The organism is Streptomyces sp. T12 (genome assembly GCF_028736035.1).
Classification (GTDB): domain Bacteria; phylum Actinomycetota; class Actinomycetes; order Streptomycetales; family Streptomycetaceae; genus Streptomyces.
Genome location: NZ_CP117866.1, coordinates 1,263,422 through 1,283,864 on the forward strand (window position 1 = coordinate 1,263,422; position 20,443 = coordinate 1,283,864).

The 20,443-nt window shown below is 70.9% G+C and carries 21 protein-coding genes; 12 read left to right on the forward strand and 9 right to left on the reverse strand.

The window, feature by feature from the left end; translation table 11 throughout:
* Nucleotides 1–55 precede the first annotated feature (55 nt).
* Nucleotides 56–718, reverse strand: a complete 663-nt coding sequence (locus tag PBV52_RS05490) for a helix-turn-helix domain-containing protein (RefSeq protein ID WP_274237141.1) — start codon at nt 716–718, stop codon at nt 56–58.
* Nucleotides 719–789: 71 nt separating this feature from the next.
* On the opposite strand from PBV52_RS05490, the gene PBV52_RS05495 reads away from it, so the two are divergent.
* A complete protein-coding gene (locus PBV52_RS05495; RefSeq protein WP_274237142.1) occupies nt 790–1,575 on the forward strand; it encodes an IclR family transcriptional regulator in 786 nt (261 codons plus the stop codon).
* A gap of 63 nt (nt 1,576–1,638) precedes the next feature.
* On the opposite strand, the gene dmpG is transcribed toward PBV52_RS05495, so the two are convergent.
* Genes dmpG through PBV52_RS05520 form a run of 5 tightly spaced genes read right to left on the reverse strand, consistent with a single transcriptional unit; the run spans nt 1,639 to nt 6,350 of the window.
* Nucleotides 1,639–2,661, reverse strand: a complete 1,023-nt coding sequence (gene dmpG / locus PBV52_RS05500; RefSeq protein ID WP_274237143.1) for a 4-hydroxy-2-oxovalerate aldolase — start codon at nt 2,659–2,661, stop codon at nt 1,639–1,641.
* On the reverse strand, nt 2,658–3,602 hold the full coding sequence (locus PBV52_RS05505; protein ID WP_062931768.1) for an acetaldehyde dehydrogenase (acetylating): 945 nt from the start codon (nt 3,600–3,602) through the stop codon (nt 2,658–2,660). Before PBV52_RS05505 ends, dmpG begins: the two co-directional genes overlap by 4 nt.
* A 5-nt stretch (nt 3,603–3,607) precedes the next feature.
* Nucleotides 3,608–4,411 (reverse strand): 2-keto-4-pentenoate hydratase, encoded by an 804-nt coding sequence (locus PBV52_RS05510; protein WP_274237144.1) that lies wholly within the window; start codon nt 4,409–4,411, stop codon nt 3,608–3,610.
* Nucleotides 4,408–5,355: a 3-carboxyethylcatechol 2,3-dioxygenase gene (locus PBV52_RS05515; RefSeq protein ID WP_274237145.1), complete on the reverse strand. Its 948-nt coding sequence runs from the start codon at nt 5,353–5,355 to the stop codon at nt 4,408–4,410. The genes PBV52_RS05510 and PBV52_RS05515 overlap by 4 nt, the downstream gene beginning before the upstream one ends.
* Nucleotides 5,352–6,350 (reverse strand): zinc-binding dehydrogenase, encoded by a 999-nt coding sequence (locus tag PBV52_RS05520; RefSeq protein ID WP_274237146.1) that lies wholly within the window; start codon nt 6,348–6,350, stop codon nt 5,352–5,354. Before PBV52_RS05520 ends, PBV52_RS05515 begins: the two co-directional genes overlap by 4 nt.
* A gap of 101 nt (nt 6,351–6,451) precedes the next feature.
* On the opposite strand from PBV52_RS05520, the gene PBV52_RS05525 reads away from it, so the two are divergent.
* The 8 genes from PBV52_RS05525 to PBV52_RS05560 are packed head-to-tail and all read left to right on the forward strand — an operon-like array spanning nt 6,452 to nt 13,781.
* Nucleotides 6,452–7,804, forward strand: a complete 1,353-nt coding sequence (locus tag PBV52_RS05525) for an SRPBCC family protein (protein WP_274237147.1) — start codon at nt 6,452–6,454, stop codon at nt 7,802–7,804.
* Nucleotides 7,801–8,142, forward strand: a complete 342-nt coding sequence (locus PBV52_RS05530; protein ID WP_086746248.1) for a non-heme iron oxygenase ferredoxin subunit — start codon at nt 7,801–7,803, stop codon at nt 8,140–8,142. Before PBV52_RS05525 ends, PBV52_RS05530 begins: the two co-directional genes overlap by 4 nt.
* A complete protein-coding gene (locus PBV52_RS05535) occupies nt 8,139–9,335 on the forward strand; it encodes an NAD(P)/FAD-dependent oxidoreductase (protein ID WP_274237148.1) in 1,197 nt (398 codons plus the stop codon). Before PBV52_RS05530 ends, PBV52_RS05535 begins: the two co-directional genes overlap by 4 nt.
* A gap of 59 nt (nt 9,336–9,394) precedes the next feature.
* Nucleotides 9,395–9,970: a 3-phenylpropionate/cinnamic acid dioxygenase subunit beta gene (locus tag PBV52_RS05540; protein WP_274237149.1), complete on the forward strand. Its 576-nt coding sequence runs from the start codon at nt 9,395–9,397 to the stop codon at nt 9,968–9,970.
* Nucleotides 9,971–9,982: 12 nt separating this feature from the next.
* Complete coding sequence (locus PBV52_RS05545) at nt 9,983–10,840, forward strand: alpha/beta fold hydrolase (protein WP_274237150.1); 858 nt, start codon at nt 9,983–9,985, stop codon at nt 10,838–10,840.
* On the forward strand, nt 10,837–11,673 hold the full coding sequence (gene hcaB, locus PBV52_RS05550; protein ID WP_274237151.1) for a 3-(cis-5,6-dihydroxycyclohexa-1,3-dien-1-yl)propanoate dehydrogenase: 837 nt from the start codon (nt 10,837–10,839) through the stop codon (nt 11,671–11,673). The genes PBV52_RS05545 and hcaB overlap by 4 nt, the downstream gene beginning before the upstream one ends.
* A 48-nt stretch (nt 11,674–11,721) precedes the next feature.
* The gene (locus PBV52_RS05555) at nt 11,722–13,320 is read left to right on the forward strand and encodes a long-chain fatty acid--CoA ligase (protein WP_274237152.1); all 1,599 of its coding nucleotides are present in this window, start codon (nt 11,722–11,724) and stop codon (nt 13,318–13,320) included.
* Between the two features lie 11 nt (nt 13,321–13,331).
* Nucleotides 13,332–13,781 (forward strand): hypothetical protein, encoded by a 450-nt coding sequence (locus PBV52_RS05560; RefSeq protein WP_274237153.1) that lies wholly within the window; start codon nt 13,332–13,334, stop codon nt 13,779–13,781.
* A gap of 616 nt (nt 13,782–14,397) precedes the next feature.
* Here the strand turns inward: PBV52_RS05560 and PBV52_RS05565 are convergent.
* Together PBV52_RS05565 and PBV52_RS05570 are read right to left on the reverse strand one after the other, a co-directional pair.
* Nucleotides 14,398–15,057, reverse strand: coding sequence for a response regulator transcription factor (locus tag PBV52_RS05565; RefSeq protein ID WP_274237154.1), 660 nt, complete (start codon nt 15,055–15,057; stop codon nt 14,398–14,400).
* Nucleotides 15,054–16,250: a sensor histidine kinase gene (locus PBV52_RS05570; RefSeq protein WP_274237155.1), complete on the reverse strand. Its 1,197-nt coding sequence runs from the start codon at nt 16,248–16,250 to the stop codon at nt 15,054–15,056. The genes PBV52_RS05565 and PBV52_RS05570 overlap by 4 nt, the downstream gene beginning before the upstream one ends.
* Before the next feature lie 162 nt (nt 16,251–16,412).
* On the opposite strand from PBV52_RS05570, the gene PBV52_RS05575 reads away from it, so the two are divergent.
* The 3 genes from PBV52_RS05575 to PBV52_RS05585 all read left to right on the forward strand — a co-directional run bounded on the left by PBV52_RS05575 (nt 16,413) and on the right by PBV52_RS05585 (nt 19,776).
* Nucleotides 16,413–17,153 carry an ABC transporter ATP-binding protein gene (locus PBV52_RS05575; protein WP_274237156.1) on the forward strand — a complete coding sequence of 247 codons (741 nt, stop codon included), beginning with the start codon at nt 16,413–16,415 and terminating at the stop codon, nt 17,151–17,153.
* A complete protein-coding gene (locus PBV52_RS05580) occupies nt 17,150–19,159 on the forward strand; it encodes an FtsX-like permease family protein (RefSeq protein WP_274237157.1) in 2,010 nt (669 codons plus the stop codon). Before PBV52_RS05575 ends, PBV52_RS05580 begins: the two co-directional genes overlap by 4 nt.
* A 179-nt stretch (nt 19,160–19,338) precedes the next feature.
* Nucleotides 19,339–19,776: a hypothetical protein gene (locus PBV52_RS05585; protein ID WP_274237158.1), complete on the forward strand. Its 438-nt coding sequence runs from the start codon at nt 19,339–19,341 to the stop codon at nt 19,774–19,776.
* Between the two features lie 457 nt (nt 19,777–20,233).
* Here the strand turns inward: PBV52_RS05585 and PBV52_RS05590 are convergent, their stop codons facing one another.
* Complete coding sequence (locus PBV52_RS05590; RefSeq protein WP_274237159.1) at nt 20,234–20,356, reverse strand: hypothetical protein; 123 nt, start codon at nt 20,354–20,356, stop codon at nt 20,234–20,236.
* Between the last annotated feature and the right edge of the window lie 87 nt (nt 20,357–20,443).

Genomic DNA, 20,443 nt, shown 5'->3' on the forward strand with positions numbered 1-20,443 from the left:
CTCGGTCTCGAGGTGCGCCTCGGTGGCGAGTGACCGTGAGGGCGGGGCCTCGGCCTCATGCCGATGGCGGGACCACCCCGCCCTTCATGACGGTCGGACCGAACTGGCGGACCTGAGGGAGGGTGGTGACCACGTGGGCCACGACGCGTTCACTGAGGCAGATATGGCGATGGGGTACGTCACCGGGGAAGCGGACGAAGTCGCCGGCGGCCAGGTCCACCGCCTCGTTGAGCGGACCTGTGCGGAGCTTTCCGGTGATCACGTAGAGGTGATGCAGGGTGCCTGCGCTGTGCGCGGGGATCGGCTCGGGGGCCCGGTCGCCCCGTTCCAGACGCAGGACGAGTGTGCGTACGTAGCCGGAGCCGTAGGTCTCGTCCAGGAGGCGCTCGGTCCAGTTCTCCGCTTGGGACCACTCGCCCTCGCTCTGCCGCTGGACGTAGACCGGAGTGCCCCACTCCGTCAGCAGGCGGCGCGCGGGCACGTCCAGCGCGGCCCCCAGCAGCGACAGGGTCTCCACGGTGGGATTGCCCACGCCCTGTTCGATCTTGGAGAGCGTCTGTTTCGACAGCCCCGACCGGCGGGCCAGCTCGCCGAGGGACATCGCCCGCTCCAGCCGGAAGCGGCGCACGTTGCGGGCTACGAGCTCGTTCTCCCGGGCGAGGGTGTCACTTTTAATGTGCATGTCGTCATTATTGACGAACAGGAGACGGGCTCGCATCCTTGTCACGTAAAGCATGACAGTTGGTGCATTAAAAGTGACACCACTCCTCGAAGCCGAGGTGAACAACCATGACCGCAACCGTCACCGGTTCCGCGCGTGACGACCGAGCCGCCGTCGACAAGGCCATCAGCCTCCTCGTCGCCCTCGGGGACAGGTCCAGCGGGGAATCCGGCGTCAGCGCACTCGCTCGGCGTGCTCAGATGAGCAAGTCGACCGCGTACCGCGTCCTCGGCATGCTGGAGCGCAACGGTGTGGTGGAGCGCGTCGGGACCGACTACCGGCTCGGTGAGCGCCTGCACCATCTGGGAAAGGCCGTCTACGCGCCCGGCTCCGAGAGCATCCGCGACATGCTGCTGCCCTACCTTGCCGACCTGTACGAGGCGAGCCGGGAGACGGTGCACCTGGCGGTCCTGGACGGCCCGCACGTGGTGTATCTCGCCAAGCTCTACGGTCACCGGCCCGCGCCCGTGCCGTCCCGCATCGGTGGCCGGCTGCCGGCCTACGCGACGGCGGTCGGCAAGGTCCTGCTCGCCTACGACTACGAGGCAGCGGAGCGGGTGTTGTCGCAGCCTCTGCGTTCCTACAGCGCGAGCACGATCACCGATCCCGACGAGTTGTCCGCCGAGCTGGACGACATTCGCCGTAGCGGCGTCGCCTTCGACAACGAGGAGTACCAGCCCGGACTGGCCTGCGTGGCGGTGCCGGTGCTGAACCGCGCCGGGCGGGCGGTCGCGGCCCTTTCGGTCGCCGGTCGGCTCGGCCAGATCGACACGCGACGGCTGAGCGTCCACGCCCGACGGGTCGCCGCCGCCGCCTCGCAGGCAGCGGCGAAGGGGCTGGCCCGTACCGCATGACCCGTACCGCAGGAGGGGTGCCACCGCACGCGGTGGCACCCCTCCGTCGCGACCAGTTACCGGTCAGAACACCGCCGGAGCGGCCCGCAGCAGATCCAGCGCGATGTCGACGATCATGTCCTCCTGCCCGCCGACCAGCCCGCGCCTGCCCACTTCCAGCAGGATGCTGCGTACGTCGATGCCGTACTGCCGGGAGGCCGCCTCGGCGTGCCGGAGGAAGCTGGAGTAGACGCCGGCGAAGCCCAGGGTGAGCGTCTCGCGGTCGACCTGGACCGGACGGTCCTGCAGCGGTCGTACGAGATCGTCCGCCGCGTCCTGCAGGGCGAACAGGTCGCAGCCGTGCTTCCACTCGTTGAGGGCGGCGACGGCAACGAACGGTTCGATCGGGCAGTTGCCCGCCCCCGCGCCGTGCCCGGCGAGGGACGCGTCCACCCTGGTGACCCCCTCCTCGACGGCGACGACCGAGTTGGCCACTGCCAGGGAGAGGTTCTGGTGGGCGTGGATGCCAATCTGGGTCTCCGGCCGCAGCGCGTCGCGGTAGGCGCGGACGCGTTCACGGACCCCGTCCATGGTGAGGCGGCCTCCGGAGTCGGTGACGTACACGCAGTGGGCGCCGTAGGACTCCATCAGCCGTGCCTGCTCGGCCAGTTCCGGGGCCGGGGCCATGTGGCTGAGCATGAGGAAGCCGGAGACGTCCATGCCGAGGTCGCGGGCCGTGGCGATGTGCTGGGCGGAGACGTCGGCCTCGGTGCAGTGGGTGGCGATGCGGACCGAGCGGACACCGAGCGCGTAGGCCTGCTTCAGTTCGGCGATGGTGCCGATGCCGGGGAGCAGGAGCGTGGTGAGCGTGGCCCGTTCGAGGACCGAGGCGGCTGCTTCGATCCATTCCCAGTCCGTGTGGCTGCCGGCGCCGTAGTTGAGGGAGCCGCCGGCCAGGCCGTCGCCGTGGGCGACCTCGATGGCGTCCACGCCGGCTGCGTCCAGGGCGGCGACGATGCGCTGGACGTCGGCGGGGGCGATGCGGTGCCGTACGGCGTGCATGCCGTCCCGCAGGGTGACGTCCTGGATGTAGAGGCTGGTGGTCATGCGGATGCCCCCTGTCGTGCGTGCCGGGCGATGCGCTCGGCGGTGCGCAGGGCTGCCGAGGTCATGATGTCGAGGTTGCCCGCGTAGGCGGGGAGGTAGTGGGCGGCGCCCTCGACCTCCAGGAAGACCGAGACCTTGGTCGTCACCCGCGGCGCTTCGGCGGGCAGGAGGGTGTGGACCGGTTCGTCGGCCGGTACGGGCGTGAACTGGAGGTCCTGCTTGAGCCGGTAGCCGGGGACGTACTGGGCGACCTCGTCCACCATGGCGGTCACGGAGGCGCGGATGGCGTCGTGATCGGCGTCGCCGATGAGGCAGAACACCGTGTCCCGCATGATCAGCGGGGGCTCGGCGGGGTTGAGGACGATGATCGCCTTGCCACGCGTGGCACCGCCGACGGTCTCGATCGCCGCGGAGGTGGTCTCGGTGAACTCGTCGATGTTGGCGCGGGTACCGGGCCCGGCCGACTTCGACGCGATGGAGGCGACGATCTCCGCGTACGGGACGGGGGTCGTACGTGCGACGGCGTGGACGATCGGAATGGTGGCTTGCCCGCCGCAGGTGACCATGTTGACGTCGGCGGCGTCCAGGTTGTCGTCGAGGTTGACCGCCGGGACGACGAAGGGGCCGACAGCCGCTGGAGTGAGGTCGACGAGCCGCTTGCCGAAGGGGGCGAGCCGGTCCGCGTTGGCGATGTGGGCCTTGGCCGAGGTGGCGTCGAAGACGATGTCGATCTCGTCGAAGCCGTCCATCCGGATCAGGCCGTCGACGCCTTCATGGGTGGTGGGCACCTTCAGACGGCGGGCCCGGGCGAGTCCGTCGGAGGCCGGGTCGATGCCGACCATCGCTGCCATCTCCAGTGTCTCCGAGAGACGGAGCACCTTGATCATCAGGTCGGTGCCGATGTTGCCGGAACCGATCACGGCCACTTTCGTCTTCTTCAGGGCGGTCATGACGGCTCCTTGTCGGTGAACGCGGCGGTGACGGTGCCCAGGGTGGAGATCTCCGCGCGGACGGTGACGCCTGGGGCGACGCTGACCATGGGGCCGAGCGCGCCGGAGAGGACGACCTGGCCGGCCCGCAACGGGTCGCCGTAGGCGCGCGCCGTACGGGCCAGCCACAGCAGGGCGTTCAGGGGATCGCCGAGACACGCGGTGCCGGTGCCCTCGGAGACGAGGACATCGTCCACGTACATCCGCATGGTCGCCTCACGGGGCTCGAACGCCTTGAGCGGGAGACGGGACTCGCCTAGGACGTACAGGCCGCTGGAGGCGTTGTCGGCGACCGTGTCCGTGATGGTGATGTCCCAGTCGGCGACGCGGCTGTCCACGATCTCCAGGGCGGGCATCGCGTAGGCGACCGCGGCGCGGACGGCGGCCAGGTCGAGATCGTCCCCGTCCAGGTCGGTGGCGAGGAGGAAGGCGATCTCCGCCTCGACTTTCGGCTGGAGCAGCCGTGTGGTGGGCACTTCGGCGAGGGCGGAGACGTCCATGTCGGAGAACAGGACGCCGAAGTCCGGCTGGTCGACGCCGAGTTGCTTCTGCACGGCCGGCGAGGTCAGGCCGATCTTCCGGCCGGTGCGGACGGCCCCGTCGGCCAGTCGGCGGGCGGTGAGACGGCGTTGGACCTCGTAGGCGGTGTCGACGTCGACGGCGCCCAGCAGATCGCGGACCGGGGCGCAGGGTTCCCGCTCGACCGCTGCGGTCGTCAGCCTGTCCGTCGCGAGGGTGATGGCTCGTTCGCGTTCGGTCATCGGTTCGGTTCCTGTTCTGCGGTGGTCACGGCGAAGCCCGCGATCCATTCGGGGATCGGTGCGTAGAAGCGGGAAGTCGTGCGGTACGAGCCGGTCGCCGCAAGGGACGCGAAGGCCGCGATCCAGGTGCGGACCTCGTGGGCCGAGCCACCGCCCTCGGCGCCCATCCACTCCACGGTCCAGGCGTCCACGTCGGTGAGCCGGCCGCTTTCCAGGGTGTCCAGGACGAGGTTGTCCCAGGCGGGGTTGATGGGCACCATGCGGGTCGAGCCGGCGGCGTACTCGCGGCCCGCCTGGATCACCCGCTCCTCGCCCCGGGCCCGTTGCTCGGGTGTGGGCGGGTGCCCCTCGATGAGGGCGTCGGCGACCCGGGGCGGGGCGCCGTCGAGCACGGGGACGGGCGGGTCGTGGGAGAGCCCGCCGGAGCCGAGGAACAGCACACGGCGGTCCAGTACGGCGGCCGCTTCGCCGATCGCGGTCCCGAGTGCCCGGATACGGCTGACCGGGCCGAGCGGGGTGGCCACACCGTTCACGAACACCGGTACGACCGGCACCTTGTCGATGCCGCCGAAGAGCACTTCCAGCGGCTGGACGAAGCCGTGGTCGACGGTCATCCGGGCCGAGACGGTCAGGTCGACTCCGCGGTCGAGAACCCCGCGGGCCAGGGAGCGGGCGGCGTCGGTGTCGACGGAGAGGGCGCCGGCGGCGGAGCCGAAGTCGCCGACGGCGTTCGCCTCGGTGGCCAGGCAGAACGGAGGCATCTCCTTGTAGAAGAAGCCGTTGTAGTGGTCCGGGGCATACAGGACGACCAGGTCGGGGTCGAAGGCGCGGACGAAGGAGCGGGCCGCCTCGACGGCGTCCTCGACGGCCGCCAGGACGTCCGGGGCCGGGTCGTTCTTGCCGATGAGGGGAGAGTGGGACAGGCCGACGGCGGCGGCGGTCATCGCGAGGCTCCTTGCTCGTGCGGGGCGGGGGGATGGATGACGAGCTTGCCGGTCAGCCGCCCGTCGATCATGAGCTGGAAGCCCTTGTGGATCTCGTCCAGCGGCAGCGTGCGGTCGACGACCGGGCGCAGGCCGGTGGCGTCCATGAGCTTCAGCAGCGAGACCAGTTCGCTGCGGGTGCAGCCGGTCGAGCCGAGGAGGCGCTGCTGGAGATAGAAGATCCGGCCGAGGTCGGCGGGCGGGTTCTTCCCGCTGGTGGCTCCGGCGACGACGATCGTGCCGCCGGGACGCAGCGACTTCGTGGAGTGCGACCAAGTGGCCTCACCGACCGTCTCGATCACGACGTCCACGCGCTCGGGCAGCCGTTCGCCGGTGGGTACGGCCTTGCGCGCGCCCCAGGATTCGGCCTGCCGCCGCTTGTCCTCGCTGCGGCTGGTGGCGTACACGACGGCGCCGGCGGCCACGGCCAGCTTGATCGCGGCCGAGGCGACGCCGCCCCCGGCCCCCTGGACGAGGACCCGGTGGCCCGCGCGGATTCCCGCCCGGGTGAAGAGCATGCGGTACGCGGTGCCCCAGGCGACCGGCAGACAGGCCGCCTCGTCGAAGGTGAGCCAAGACGGCTTGGGGATCAGGTTGCGGGTGGGGACGGCGAGGTATTCGGCGAACGCCCCGTGGTGCTGCTCCGACAGCAGAGCACGCCCGGGATCCAGCGTCTCGTCACCGAGACCGGCGTCCGGGTCGGCGATCACCGGGTGGACGAGCACCTCGTTGCCGTTCTCGTCATAGCCGGCCGCGTCGCAGCCGAGGACGATGGGCAGCCGCTCGGGCGGGTGACCGACGCCGCGCAGGGTCCACAGGTCGTGCATGTTGAGCGACGAGGAGACCACACGGACGGTCGACCAGCCGGGGCGGGGCTCAGGCTTGAGGATTTCCCCGAGGACGAGCCCCGACAGCGGATCGGTCGCGCTCTGGGAGATGGCGATGGCAGCAAGCATGCGTTCACGCTCCCCCGCGCCCGCCGCCTGCCGACAGCGCGCGTGCCGCCGTACGGAACGACGGATGGCACCCGGCCGCGGCGCTGCTGTTGCCTGGGCTCATGACCTCGACGATCGAACCTCAGGGCGCGGCCACGGCGGCCCCGCGCGGAGCGCTGCGGCGTCCGGCGGACCTGGCGCGGAACATCGACGTATCCGGGCTCGTCGACGGTGAGGGCGGGCTGCTGGATCGCGTCATCTTCACCGACGAGGAGCTGTACCGCCAGGAGCTGCGTCGCGTCTTCGCGCCGAGCTGGCTGTTCCTCGCGCACACCGACCAGTTCCACAAGCCCGGCGACTTCTTCACGACGTACATGGGCGAGGACCCGGTCATCGTGACGCTGGACCGTGACCGGCGTATCCGCGCCTACCTCAATTCCTGCCGGCACCGGGGTGCCCGCGTCTGCCGCGCCGACTTCGGAACCACCCGCAACTTCACCTGCACCTACCACGGCTGGTCGTACAACCTGGACGGTTCGCTGGTCAGCGTGCCCAACAAGGACGGCTACCCGGAGTCCTTCGAGACGGGGCAGTGGGGTCTCGTCGAGGTGCCGCACGTGCAGACGTACCACGGGCTGGTCTTCGGCACCTGGGATCCGGACCCCGTCCCGCTGCGGGAGTCGCTCGGCGACATGGCCTGGTACATGGACGCGATGCTCGACCACGACGACCAGGGCACGGTCGTCGTCGGCGGAGTCCACAAGTGGGTCCTGGAAGGCAACTGGAAGCTGGCCGCCGAGCAGTTCGCCACCGACTGGTACCACGTCAACATGAGTCACGCCTCGGCGCTCATGGTCCTCTCGCCGTCCGGCAAGAAGCCCAAGGACGAGGTCGTGCACCGCACCGGCCGCCAGTACGTTGACCCGAACGGGCACGGCGCCGGCTTCCCGGTCCATCCCAAGAACCGCTTCGACGCCCAGACCGTGCACGAGTGGATGGACTACGACGCGCTGCGGGAGCGGCTCGGCGAGGCCCGCGTCGAGGGACCGCTGACCACCGGACACGCCACCGTCTTCCCCAACTTCTCCTACCTGCCGGTCAACGGATCCATCCGGGTCTGGCACCCCAAGGGCCCCGACCGCATGGAGGTGTGGGCCTGGACCATCGTCGACAAGTCCATGCCCGAAGAGGTCCGTGAGGCCCAACGCCTGTACAACCTGCGGACGTTCGGACCCAGCGGGATCTTCGAGCAGGACGACGGTGAGAACTGGAGCGAGGTGCAGGCCATCTCGCACGGCTTCATCACAGGCGGCGTCGCTCTCAACTACCAGATGGGCATGGGCAGCGAACGCGAGGACGGCCGCCACCCCGGCAGGACCAGCGAGCTCTACAGCGACGCCGCCGGCCGGGCCTTCTACGCACGCTGGCGCGAACTGATGAACACGCCCGCCTGGCACGAGGAGCACCACGCATGAGCAACGGCAGCGGTATTCGAGTAGCGGCCCTGGCCGACATCCCCCAGGGTGAGGGCATCGCCATCGACAAGGCGGTCACCGGCACCGCCGACGACATCGCCCTGCTGCGCGACACCGACGACAGTGTCTACGCGCTCGACGACACCTGTACGCACGAGGACGCCTCGCTGGCCGATGGCTGGGTGGAGGGCGGATTCGTCGAATGCCCGCTGCACTCCAGCAAGTTCTGTCTGAAGAACGGCGAGGTCCAGGGCCTGCCCGCGACGAGGAACGCCTGCCCGCACCGCGTCGAGGTCCGTGATGGCGAGGTCTACCTCTTCCCGGGAGAGTCGCCGTGACCGAGCGTGTCGTCATCGTGGGCGGCGGCATCGCCGGCGTGAGCACTGCCACCTCGCTGCGAGCGGGCGGCTTCGACGGTGATGTCACCCTCGTCGATTCGGGGGACTTCCCCTACGACCGTCCCCCGCTGTCGAAGGACTTCCTGACCGGCACGAAGGACGTCAAGGAGATCGCCCTCCAGCCTTCCCGGTGGTACGACGACCAGCGGGTACGGCTGATCAACCGGACGACGGTGACCGCGCTGAGGCCAGGGGACGGCGCCGTCGAGCTCGGCGACGGGCACCTGCTGCGCGCCGACCGTGTCGTGCTCGCGACGGGCGGTGCCGCCGCCCGCCTCCCGTTTCCGGGGATCGGTGGCGAGCGGGTGCATGTCCTGCGCACGGCGGACGACGCCGACCGGTTGCGCCCGGCCCTCGCTCCCGGTGCCAGAGTGCTGGTCGTCGGCGCCGGGCTGATCGGTGCCGAGGTCGCCTCCACCGCCGTACGTCTCGGTTGCGAGGTCGTCCTCGTCGACCCGGTCGCCGTGCCGCTGGCCGCCGCGCTCGGCCCGGAGCTGGCCGCCTGGCTGCACGCACTGCACACCCGCCACCGGGTCACAGCCGTACAGGCCGCCGTGGAGTCCTTCGTCGACCGGCCCGAGGGCATCGAGGTCGGGCTCGGCGGAGTCACGCGGCTCTACGACGCGGTGGTGCTCGGCGTCGGCATGGTGCCGTGCACCGAGCTGGCGCGGGCGGCCGGGCTGGAGGTGGACCGCGGCATCATCGTCGACGAGCGTCACGTCACCTCGAACCCGGCGGTGCTCGCCGTCGGCGACCCTGCCCGAATGCGCGGAGTGCCCCGCACCGAGCACTGGGAAGCAGCCCAGCACGACGGTGCCAGGGCAGCGGCGACCCTCCTCGGCGCCCCGGAACCGGCGCCTGCCGCGCCCTGGTTCTGGACGGACCGGCACGGACTCCACATCGAGGCCGTCGGGCACATGGAGGCAGCCGCGCAGACCGTCCTCAGGGGCTCCTACGACGATTCGTCCTTCGCCGTCTTCGGTCTGAGAGACGGGCTGGTCGTCGCGGCCGCCTCGGTCGACGACCCGGCCGCCGTCAGAGCTGCTCGCCGGCTGATCGACCGCCGTGTCCGCGTCGCCGCCGGCCGGCTGGCCGACCCGGCCGTGAACCTGCGCGGCCTGCTGCGCGGCTGATGTGCCGCCAGACGGCACAGGCCATATCACCCGGGTCCGAGAAAGGATCGAATGACACCGTGAGCACAGGCACCGAGCAGATCCGGTCACGTGCGGGGGCACGCGCCGACCGTGACACCCACTTCGAGGTCGAGCAGTTCTACTACGAGGAGGCCGCCCTCCTCGACGACGGCCGCTACGCCGACTGGCTCGACCTGCTCGCCGACGACCTCGACTACTGGATGCCCACCCGCAGCAACCGGCTGCGCCGGCAGCAGGCGCTGTCCGTGGCCGCGCGGGGCGAGGCGGCCTTCTACGACGAGAGCAAGGAGAGCCTCGCCTGGCGCATCCGCCGGTTCGACTCCGGGATGGCCTGGGCCGAGGACCCGCCCTCCCGGACCCGGCATCTGATCACCAACGTGATGGTCAGCCACATCGACCCCGCCGAGCACGACGGATTCACCGAGGACGACCTGTGGGTGCGCTCGGCCTTCCTCGTCTACCGCAACCGACTGGAGCGGGAGGAGAACGTCTTCGCCGGCGGCCGCACGGACGTCCTGCGGCGCGTCGGGGACGGCGGGCTTCGGGTGGCCCGCCGGACCATCCTCCTGGACCAGAACATCCTCCAGGCGAAGAACCTCTCGACCTTTTTCTGATGGGACACCGCTGTGACCGACCTCGAACTCAAACACCACCGAGTAGCCACGTCCCTCGGTGAGATCGCCGTCACCGAAACCGGCGAGGGACCCGTGCTGGTGATGCTGCACGGCGGCGGCCCCGGCGCCTCCGGCGTCAGCAACTACCGTCAGAACCTCCCCGCCCTGGCCCGGCACTTCCGCGTCGTCCTGCCCGACCAGCCCGGCTTCGGCACCAGTTACCGTCCCGGTGAGGCGGACCTGGAGACGCGGTCCATCACCGAGATCACCACGGACGCGCTGTACCAGACCCTCGACTCGCTCGGCATCGACACCTTCCACCTGCTGGGCAACAGCCTCGGCGGCGCCGCAGCCCTCGCCATGGCCCAGCAGCGCCCGGAGCGTGTCACCCGGCTCGTGCTGATGGCCCCTGGCGGTGGCTGGCTCCCCTTCGGCCCCACTCCCACGGAGGGGCAGAAGGAGATGTTCCGCTACTACAACGGCGGCGGACCGAGCGAGAAGAAGATGGCGGCGTTCATCCGCACCATGGTCTTCGACCACAGGCAGTTCGGTGAGGACGTCGTCCGCGCCCGTTACGAGGCCTCGCTCGACGAAAGCCACATCACCTTCTACCACCACTACAACGCGGCCTTCGGCAAGCGGGGTGGCATGGACCCCCTGTGGCGGGACCTGCACAAGATCAAGGCACCCACGCTGCTGCTGTGGGGCCGCGACGACCGGACCATCACCCTCGAAGGCGCCCAGCTCATGCTCAAGCAGATCCGTGACGTGCAGCTGCACGTGTTCGGGCGATGCGGCCACTGGGTCCAGCTGGAGCGGCAGCCCGAGTTCGACACGCTGGTCACCGGCTTCCTCGGGGAGCGGTCATGACGGGCGGCTGGCTGGAGGGTGACGCGGCCCTGATCACCGGGGGCGGGTCGGGCATCGGCCGTGCCGTCGCCGAGCGCTTCCTCGCCGAGGGCGCGGCGGTCACGATCCTGGGCCGCGACAAGAAACGACTCGACGAAGTAGTACGCGATGCCGCCGACCCCTCGCGCATCCACACCGTCGTGGCCGATGTGCGCGACTCCGGGAGTCTGCACGTCGCCGTCGCCGAGGCCGTCGACCGCTTCGGAAAGCTCGACACCCTCGTGGCGAACGCGGGGGTATGGGACTACCAGCGACAGCTCACCCGGCTCAGCGGCCAGGAACTGGACACGGCGTTCGACGAGATCTTCGCCGTCAACGTCAAGGGCTACGTCCTCGCGGCGGAGGCCGCATGGCGCGAGCTGGTCAAGACGCGCGGAAGCATCGTCATGACCCTGTCCAACGCCTCCTTCTACGTCAACGGCGGCGGCCCCCTCTACACGGCGAGCAAGCACGCCTGCCTGGGCCTGATGCGCGAACTCGCCTACGAGCTGGCGCCCAAGATCCGCGTCAACGGCGTGGCCTGCGGCGGCATGAACACCGACTTGCGAGGGCCACAGGGACTGGGGCTGGCCGACCGGTCGATCTCGGCGTCCTTCGCCAAGCAGGGCCCGGACACCCCGCCGCCGCCCATACCGCTGCACGACTCCAGCACCGATCCACGTGACTTCACCGGGCCCTATGTGCTGCTCGCCTCCCGTGCCCAGAGCGGTCCGATCACCGGACACGCGATCAACGTCGACGGTGGCATAGGCGTACGCGGATTCGCCAGTGCCGCCGGCGGCGACCACCTCTGACACCTGTTCTCCCGCGCTCGACTTCCGACGCTCAATGAGGAGCCGCTCGTGATCCCGCCAACAGCCACGACACCGCACCCACGCAACTCGGGCCTGAACGTGGACCTCAACCCGGCCGCCGCCGTTAAGCGCAACGCCCACTTCCAGGGCGGCTCCATCGCCATCCGCTACCCGGGCGGCGACCTCACCTACGCCCAGCTCGACGACAAGGCCGCCCGCCTGGCCACCGTCCTCGCAGACGGTGGCACCGGCGACGGAGACCGGGTCGCCCACCTCGGCCTCAACAGCAGTTCCTTTCTCGTCACGCTGCTCGCCGCGCACCGGCTGGGGGCCGTCTTCGTCCCGGTCAACTTCCGTCTGGCCGAGGCCGAGTTGGAGGCGGTGCTCGTCGGCAGCGGTGCCACCGCCCTCGTCTGCGAGGAGGGACACCGGGAAAGCGTCGACAAAGTACGCGACAGGACCGCCCTCACGCGCTTCCTCCTGGTGGACGACGACTGCGAGGTGCCGACCGCGGGCGCATCGGGCTGGGAGCCATGGGCACCCCCCATCGCAGCCGCAACGCCCACGGCTTCCATCGCCGTCAAGGGTGCCGATGCCCCGGCCGTCCTGATGTTCACCTCCGGCACCACCGGCACGCCCAAGGGTGTCGTCCTCACCCATGGAAACCTCTGGTGGAACTCCGTGAATGTCGAGCTCCGTCTCGACACACGTCGTGGCGACGTCACCTATGCCGCCGCTCCGCTGTTCCACATCGGTGCCCTGAACAGCTTCGTGCTCCGCACGCTGGTGCGTGGGGGCACGGTGGTGATCAGACGCGGGTTCGACCCGCAGACGTGTCTCGAAGATCTGGTCGCCCACCGGGTCAACTCCATGTTCGGCGTCGCCCAGATGTTCGCCGCCCTGGCGAGACAACCCGGCCTGTTCGACGAGGACCTGAGCCATCTGCGGTCGATCGTGGTCGCGGGCGCGCCGGTGCCGCCCTCGCTCATCGAGTTCTACGCCCGGCAGGGCGTGTTGCTCCAGCAGGCGTGGGGGCTGACCGAGACTGCACCGTTCGCCACCCATCTGCCGGTCGAGCGCACCCTTGACAAGATCGGTTCCGCGGGCATCCCCATGCCGTTCACCGAAGTCCGGGTTGTCGACGCGGCCAGCAACACGCCCCTCCGGCCTGGGGAGCCGGGCGAGATCGTCGTCCGCGGCCCCAACGTCACCGCCGGCTACTGGAACACCCCGGAGGCGAACCGCGCGGCCTTCGACGAGGAGGGCTGGTTCCACTCGGGCGACATCGGTTACCTCGACGAGGACGGTTACCTGTATATCGTCGACCGGCTCAAGGACATGATCATCAGCGGGGGTGAGAACGTCTACCCGGCGGAGGTCGAGCGGGTGCTGGCCTCCATGCCGGGTGTGGTCGATGTCGCCGTCCTAGGGATTCCCGACGCGCAGTGGGGCGAGACCGTACAGGCCGTCATGAGCGTGGACGACACGGCGGCGATCACCCTGGAGGCCGTACACGAGTACGCGGCCGGACAGCTCGCCCGCTACAAGCTGCCCCGACGCCTGAAGATCGTGCCGGCTGTCCCCAGGAACGCCTCGGGAAAGCTAGACAAGGCCGGCGTCCGGCGGCTGGCCGACGAGGGGAACTGACGATGCTCACCGTGCCCGCCCTGCCCGCGCTCGACGTCGCCGGTCCCTGGCAGACCACCGTGGAGTCGTGGACGCGCTTCACGGGCAGTCTGCGCCTGCGCGGTCCGAGCGGCGAGGCCGTCGTCGCAGTGGAACGCTGCGCTGCCGGCCGGCTCCGCGACGCCTATCCGGTCGGTGCCCGGGATGTGGAACTTCTGATCGACACCGGCCTGCGGGCCGAGAACCTGCCGGAAATCCTCCGGCCGCTGGTACGCGCCGTCCGGGAAGCAGATCCCGGCTGCCGCCGGGTGGTCTATGCAGTGACGGAGGGCGACCGGGCTGCTGTCGAGGCCGCGGAGGCGACCGGTTTCCGGTACGCCGTCGATGTCGATCTCCAGGACGAGCAGCTGAGCCTGCTGGTGGCCGAACCCGACTGGGTCACCGTCACGGACATGGACCTGGATCACGTACCGGGAACCTGACGAGCCGGGACTCGGCCGTACCCTGTCATCGCACCCACTCCCCCGCCCGGGGCGACGGTTTCGACCAGCTGCGGCTCACCGAGCTTCTTGCACAGCTTCATCGCGGTGAACCCGACGGCATCTGTGGGGAACCGACGGAATGACCTGGCCAGGGATACGGAAGGTCTTCTCAGGGCGTGATCCCGCGCTCATCGAGATCATTTCCCGCGGTGCAGGTGAGGCCCTGGCCCTGATACCGATGGCGACGCATCACCTCGCTGCACGCTGCCCACGCCCCACTTGATCGGTCTCGGGGGCAGACGACGCCGAGGGTCAGGCCTGCCGGCCGCGATGGATGGCTACTGTGCGCACGAGGGCGCTCAGGCGCAGCTGCGGAGCACGGCGGCCAGTCGGTGCACGGCGTTCAGCGCGGGCTCGTCCGCCAAGTAGCAGCTGTGGCGCCCCTGGGAGAAGCCGGCCAACCCCAGCCGCCTCGGTCCGACGGAGTTTTCGGCGCCCCTCGTGCGGCTCGGTGCGGCCTTGACCTTTCCGCCGTGGCAGGGCGAGCGCTTTGAGACTGCACAGCCCAGAAGGACTGTCATTCCGGGTTCGCCCTCCGGGCCGATGGAGGCCGTCCCTATCGCTCCCGGACCATGCCGGACTCCCACGCCCAGGCGGCGATCTCGACCCGGTTGCGGGCGTCGATCTTCTCCTGGATCTTGGCCAGGTGCGTCTTGACCGTGGACAGCGACACCACCAGCTGGTCGCAGATCTCCTGGTTGGTCCGGCCCACCGCGACGAGCCGGGCCACGTCCAGTTCCCGTTCGGTCAGGGGGCAGGCGGCATCCGGCTCGGGCAGCGTGGAGCGCAGTTCCTTCAGCAGCCGGACGGTGACGGCAGGGGAGACCAGTGCGTCGCCGCGGGCGGCTGCCCGCACCGCCTCGACGAGCAGGCTGGGCGAGGCGTCCTTGAGCAGGAAGCCGCAGGCTCCGTTGCGCAGCGCGGTGTGCACGTAGTCGTCCTGGTCGAAGGTGGTGATCACGACGACCCGCAGCGGGGTGTGGACTCCGGGGCCCGCCAGGGCCCGGGTGACGTCCAGGCCGTCCAGTTTGGGCATCCGGATGTCGACCAGGCACACGTCCGGCCGCAGCCGGCGGGCCAGTTCCACGCAGGCGGCGCCGTCGGCGGCCTCACCGACCACCTCGATGCCGGGCTGGGCGCCGAGGATCAGCCGGAAGCCCATGCGGACGAGCTCCTGGTCGTCCGCGATCAGCACCCGGATCGCCGCATCGTTCACGCCGGTGATCCTGCCACAGCGGTCAGCACCGGGAAGGCGGCGGTCACCCGCCAGCCGCCGTCGTCGGTGGGGGCGGCTGTCAGCGTGCCCTCCACCGCCTCGACGCGTTCCCGCAGGCCGACCAGGCCGAAGCCGCCGCGCCCGCCGACCGGGCCGGAGTGGGGCGCGGCCGGTGCCGTGTTGTAGGCCTCGACCCGCAGCCGGTGCCCGTCCACATCGACCCGTACGGCGACCACGGCGCCGGGCGCGTGCCGGCGTACGTTGGTCAACGCCTCCTGCACCACGCGGTGCACGGACGTCTCCACCTCGGGGGCGAGCCGCACCTCGCGGGCCGCCGCGGCCACGTGCAACCGGGCGTCCTCTCCGTCTCCGGAGAACGCGGAGACCAGGCGGGCGAGTTCCGCCCACACCTCGCCGGGGCGCACGCCCGCGTGGTCGTCCTCACGCATGACCCGCACCAGACGGCGCATCGAGTCCAGTGCCTCCGATCCGGAGCGGGTGATGTTCTCCAGCAGCGGTTGGACCTGTTCCGGTGCGGTGTGCTGAAGGGCCAGCGCGGCATTGGCCTGGACGATGATGCCGGTGACGTGGTGGGCGACGAAGTCATGCAGGTCGTGGGCGAGTTCCAGGCGCTGGCGCTGGCGTACGGCGGCGATGTCGCGTGCCCGCCGCTCCTCCATCAGCCGTGCCCGCAGGCCCCAGGCGAGAGCCAGGCCGGCGCCGAGCGCCATCAGCAGGGACCCGTCGAGGGCGTTTTGGCTGTCGTTCTGGATGTCCGCTGGCAGCAAGCGCAACGGGATCACGATGACCGCCACGCCCAGTGCGGCCGAAACGGCCACCGCGGTCCTCGGGCCCGGCACCGCCCACACCGCGCGGGACAACAGCACCAGCAGAGCGACGCTCTCCAGCGCCCCGAACGTACCGGCAATGTCCGGGCCCGCCCACGTGACGATCACGGCCGTGAAGACCAGCGAGCCGCCCGCGGCGAGCACGGCTCGTACCAGCACGCTCGGCCGACGAGCGGGCCACAGCAGCGCCATGCAGGCGAGCGGGCCGGACACCATCGGCAGCAAGCTCGTCCAGCGGTGGTCGGGCGTCCCGTTGGCGAACACGTCGAGCAGCCCCAGCAGGCCGAGGATGATCCAGCCGGCGGCGGTCAGCGCCCGGCGGAGCAGCGGAGTTTTGGAGTTCACGCCCGGCAGGATACGGAAGCGGCGATTCCCGGCGGACTCGGCCGAATGGCCGATGTCCGGCCGACACAACCGGCCGTTCGGCCGAGACAGCCGGTCGCCACGCGCCCCGATGGTGGACGGCATGTACCCGCTGAACACCGCTTCCCCTGGGGAGACCGCCCGATGAACACCCCCTCCGCCCTCCTGACCGGCACCGGCCTGTTCAAGTCCTACGGCATGACCCGCGCCCTGGCCGGCGTCGGCATCGAAGTGCTGGCCGGCGAGTCACTGGCCGTCATGGGCCCGTCCGGCTCCGGCAAGTCCACCCTGCTGCACTGCCTGGCCGGGATCGAACGGCCCGACTCCGGTGAAGTCCTGCTGGACGGCAAGAGGATCGACCAGCTCCGTGAACCGGCCCGCAGCGAGCTGCGCCGCACCGCGTTCGGCTTCGTCTTCCAGTCCGGTCAGCTGCTGCCGGAACTGCCCGCCGACGAGAACGTGGCGCTGCCGCTGATGTTCGGCGGCACGGTGCGCCGCGCTGCCGTCGAGCAGGCCCGGCAGTGGTTCGGGCCGCTCGGCCTGCAGGGCCTGGAGAGCCGGCGTCCCGGACAGCTGTCCGGAGGTCAGGCCCAGCGGGTGGCCATCGCTCGGGCCCTGGTCGGCCGCCCGAAAGTGATCTTCGCGGACGAGCCGACCGGCGCGCTGGACCAGGCCACCGGCCTGGAGGTGATCCGCCTACTGGTGGAGGTCAGCCGCGGTCAGGGCGCCGCCCTGGTCGTGGTCACCCACGACGAGAACGTCGCGCGCTGGTGCGACCGCACGGTGCGGGTCCGCGACGGACTGCTGGCCGAGGCGCACACCGAGACGAAGACCGGCGCCGACACGCAGACCGGCGCCGACGCGAAGGCCGGGTACCGGCGATGAGGGCACTGGACCGCACCACCTGGGCGCTGACCTGGCGGCTCACCCGGGCCGGTGGCCGCACCGGTCTGCTCGCCACCGGGCTCGCCGTCGCGGCGGCAGCCGTGTCCACCACACTGCTGCTGCTGTGCGTCGCGATGAACCTGGGCTTCCAGCACCGCTCGGACCGCACCGACTGGCGCAACCCGGTGGAGTCCTCCCGTCCGGTGGCCGTCGAGGCGGTCGGCACGACGTTCACCCGGGGCGTGCCCGTCACCGTCGTGGATGTCGCCCGGCTGCCCGGGCGCACCGCTCCCGCCCCGCCCGGCCTCGACCGCTTCCCCGCCCCCGGCGAACTGTGGGTCTCGCCGGCGCTCGGGGCGCTGCTCGACCGGCTGCCCGCCGACCGCCACCCCGTCCCAGGCACACCCACCGGAACGCTGGGCCGCGCGGCGCTGACGCACCCCGGCGAACTCGTCGCGGTGGTCGGACACCGCTCGACCGACCCGGCGGTCACCACCCCGCGCGAGCCCGATCCCCGCCGGGTCGGCGACATCGCCTCCCCCACGCGCGTCGCGTCCTTCACCGGCGCGCCGCTCACGGACGGCATGGGCGGGATATACGAGTCCCTGGCCCGGGTCGCCACCGTCCTCGTCGTCGTTCCGCTGCTGGTGCTGGGGGCCTCCGCCGCGCGGCTGTCGGTCTCCCGCCGCGACCAGCGGCTCGCCGCACTGCGGTTGATCGGCGCCACACCGGGCCGCATCGCCGGCCTGACGGCCGCCGAGGCGCTGTTGACCTCGGCGGCCGGGGCACTGCTGGGCGTCGTGGGGTACGCGGTGCTGCTGCCGGTGGCGGCGAGTCTGCCGCTCGCGGGCGGCGCCTGGTATCCGGCCGACCTGTGGATCGGCGCGCCGCCACTGCTGGCGGTGACGGCCGGGGTGGTCGCACTGGTCGTGGTCAGCGCGCTCGCCGGGCTCCGTCAGGTGGTGGTCGGCCCGCTGGGCGTGGCACGCCGGTCGCGCAGCCGGGGAGCGAGCGCCGCGCGGGTGGTCGTCTTCGTGGTCGTCGTCGCCGTGTACGGCTGGATCACGAAGAAGTACGGCAGCGACGACTCCGTGGCGCTGTTCGCGTTCGCCGCGCTCTTCCTGGCGCTGGCCGTGATCGGGCCTTGGGTGGTCCGGCTGCTCGGCAGGATCGTCACCGCCCTGGCCAAGCGGCCCGCGACGCTGCTGGCCGGGCGCCGGCTGCTGGACGATCCGAAGGCCGCCTGGCGGATCGTCTCCGGGCTCACCCTGGCCGGTTTCGTCGCCGGGTTCTTCGCCCTGCTCACCCTGGACGCCAATTCCGCGTGGGGAGGACGGCCCGACCAGCTCGCCATCGCTGTCCCTCACAACAAGGCGCCACAGGTGCGGACGCTGGCCGAACAGCGTCTGCGCGCCGCCGGGGTGACCGCCGTGGTCGGCGTGGACGACGGCTTCGTGGCCCAGGGCCCCTCCGACAGCCGCCAGGTCACCGCCACCGTCTCCGGCGGCCCGGCCGACCTGGACCGCGCCCGTACCGCGCTCACGGGCCTGATCCCCGACCAGTACCCGATCACCGGGCCCGAGGTGAACTGGTCCGAGGCACGGTTCACCCGGGACTTCACCACCATCACCCGGGTGGTGCTCGTGGTGACGTTCACGGTCGCCATCACCTCGGCCGGGATCACTGCGGCCGCCGCCGTCCTGGACCGCCGCCGCACCTACGGCCTGCTGCACCTGGCGGGGACCCCGCTGCGGGTCCTGGACGCCGCCCGCAGCCGGGAGACGCTGATCCCGGTCACGGTGCTGGCGGGCGGGGCCGTCGCGGCAGGGCTGCTGTGCGGGGGATCGGCGATGCTGGCGGGCGGCGACTCGTCGTTCGACGCACGCGGCGTGATCGTTCTCGCGGCGTGCTGCGCCGCCGGTGTCGCCGGAATTCTGGCGGCCGGCGGGCTGAGCCGTCCCCTGCTGCGCGCGGTCACCCGGCAGGCGGGGGCGCGGGGCGAGTAACACCGCGGGGGCCGGGCCGGACCCGACCCCACGCCAACCCGAGTCGGCGGGCCGGTGCCAACCCCGAGCCGGAGGCAAGGGCGTCATCGTGGGGTGGGGTCTGGAGGAAGCCCGAGGCGAGCTGGGCACCGAGGAACACATGGGTCCGACTGATCGCCGCTCGTCGCGGCTACCGCATCATGCCGAAAGAGAACGCCGATGCCGACGGCTACCAGCGGATGATGTGTCCCGCCGAGGCGGGCAAGGCACAGTGCCTCATGAAACCGCACACTCTCGGGCGCGGCATCCACCTGCCCCTCATCGACCCGGAACCCAGCCCGGCCGGGCCGGTCAAGGTCTGCCGCCAGCGCACGATCACCGTCAGCCCCGAAGCCGGCGCCAAGCAGTGGCAAGCCCTGGACTACGGCAGCCCGGAGTGGCAGAGGGTCTACTTCCGGCTCCGCAACAGCGTCGAGGGCTACAACGGCTTCGCCAAGGACCCCCTCGCCGAGGGCATCGAATCCGCCGGCTCCCGCCGCATCCGCGGCATCGCGGCGCAAACGATCCTGCTCGCCTTCCAGCTGGCCCACGCCAACGGCGCCGCAGCACAACGAAGACAGGCCCCACCCGCGAGATAGCTCACGCGTGGGGGCCTGTTGCGTGGCCTGACCAGGCTGTGTGACGCCTCACAACGATCATGGAAAGGAGAAACGGGCCCCTGCGGTGACTTCCGTCACCTGCAGAGACCCGTTCCGTCGGTTCACCGTATTGGCGAAGGGGTCGATGTTCTCGTCCCGTTCCTTCTCCGGCAGCTGCTCGGCCGAAACCACGTACCTTCGGCAAGGAGCAGCTCGGTGAGGACGGCCGGCCTGCCTGACGGTGGGTGCGTCCGTGGCCTCGGTGGCGAGTGCGTCCGCCCTCGTGGCGAGCGCACCGGCACCGACGCCGGCAGGACCTCGTGCAGCCGCTGCCACCCGCCGCCCGGGTTCCAGTCCCGCCAGCCGACGCCGACACGTCATGCCCGACCGGGACCTGAGGTACGCCCTCATGCCCGGGGCGAGAGTGTCGCGGACGTCGTACCGGCCGGGTCGGCTCCTAGACGGGCAGGTTCGCCGTCATCTCCTTCTCGGCCGCGCGAGCGGTGGCGATGTCGGAGAACGACAGATCGTTGATCATCGGGACCCAGGGGGCCAGCTCGGCATCGAAGGCGTAGGACATGGTGCTCTGCTGTCGGAAACGTCCACTCGCGCGATCGTCGGGACGGCAGACAGCACCCCGCGCCATATGTGACACCCAGCGTCAGGG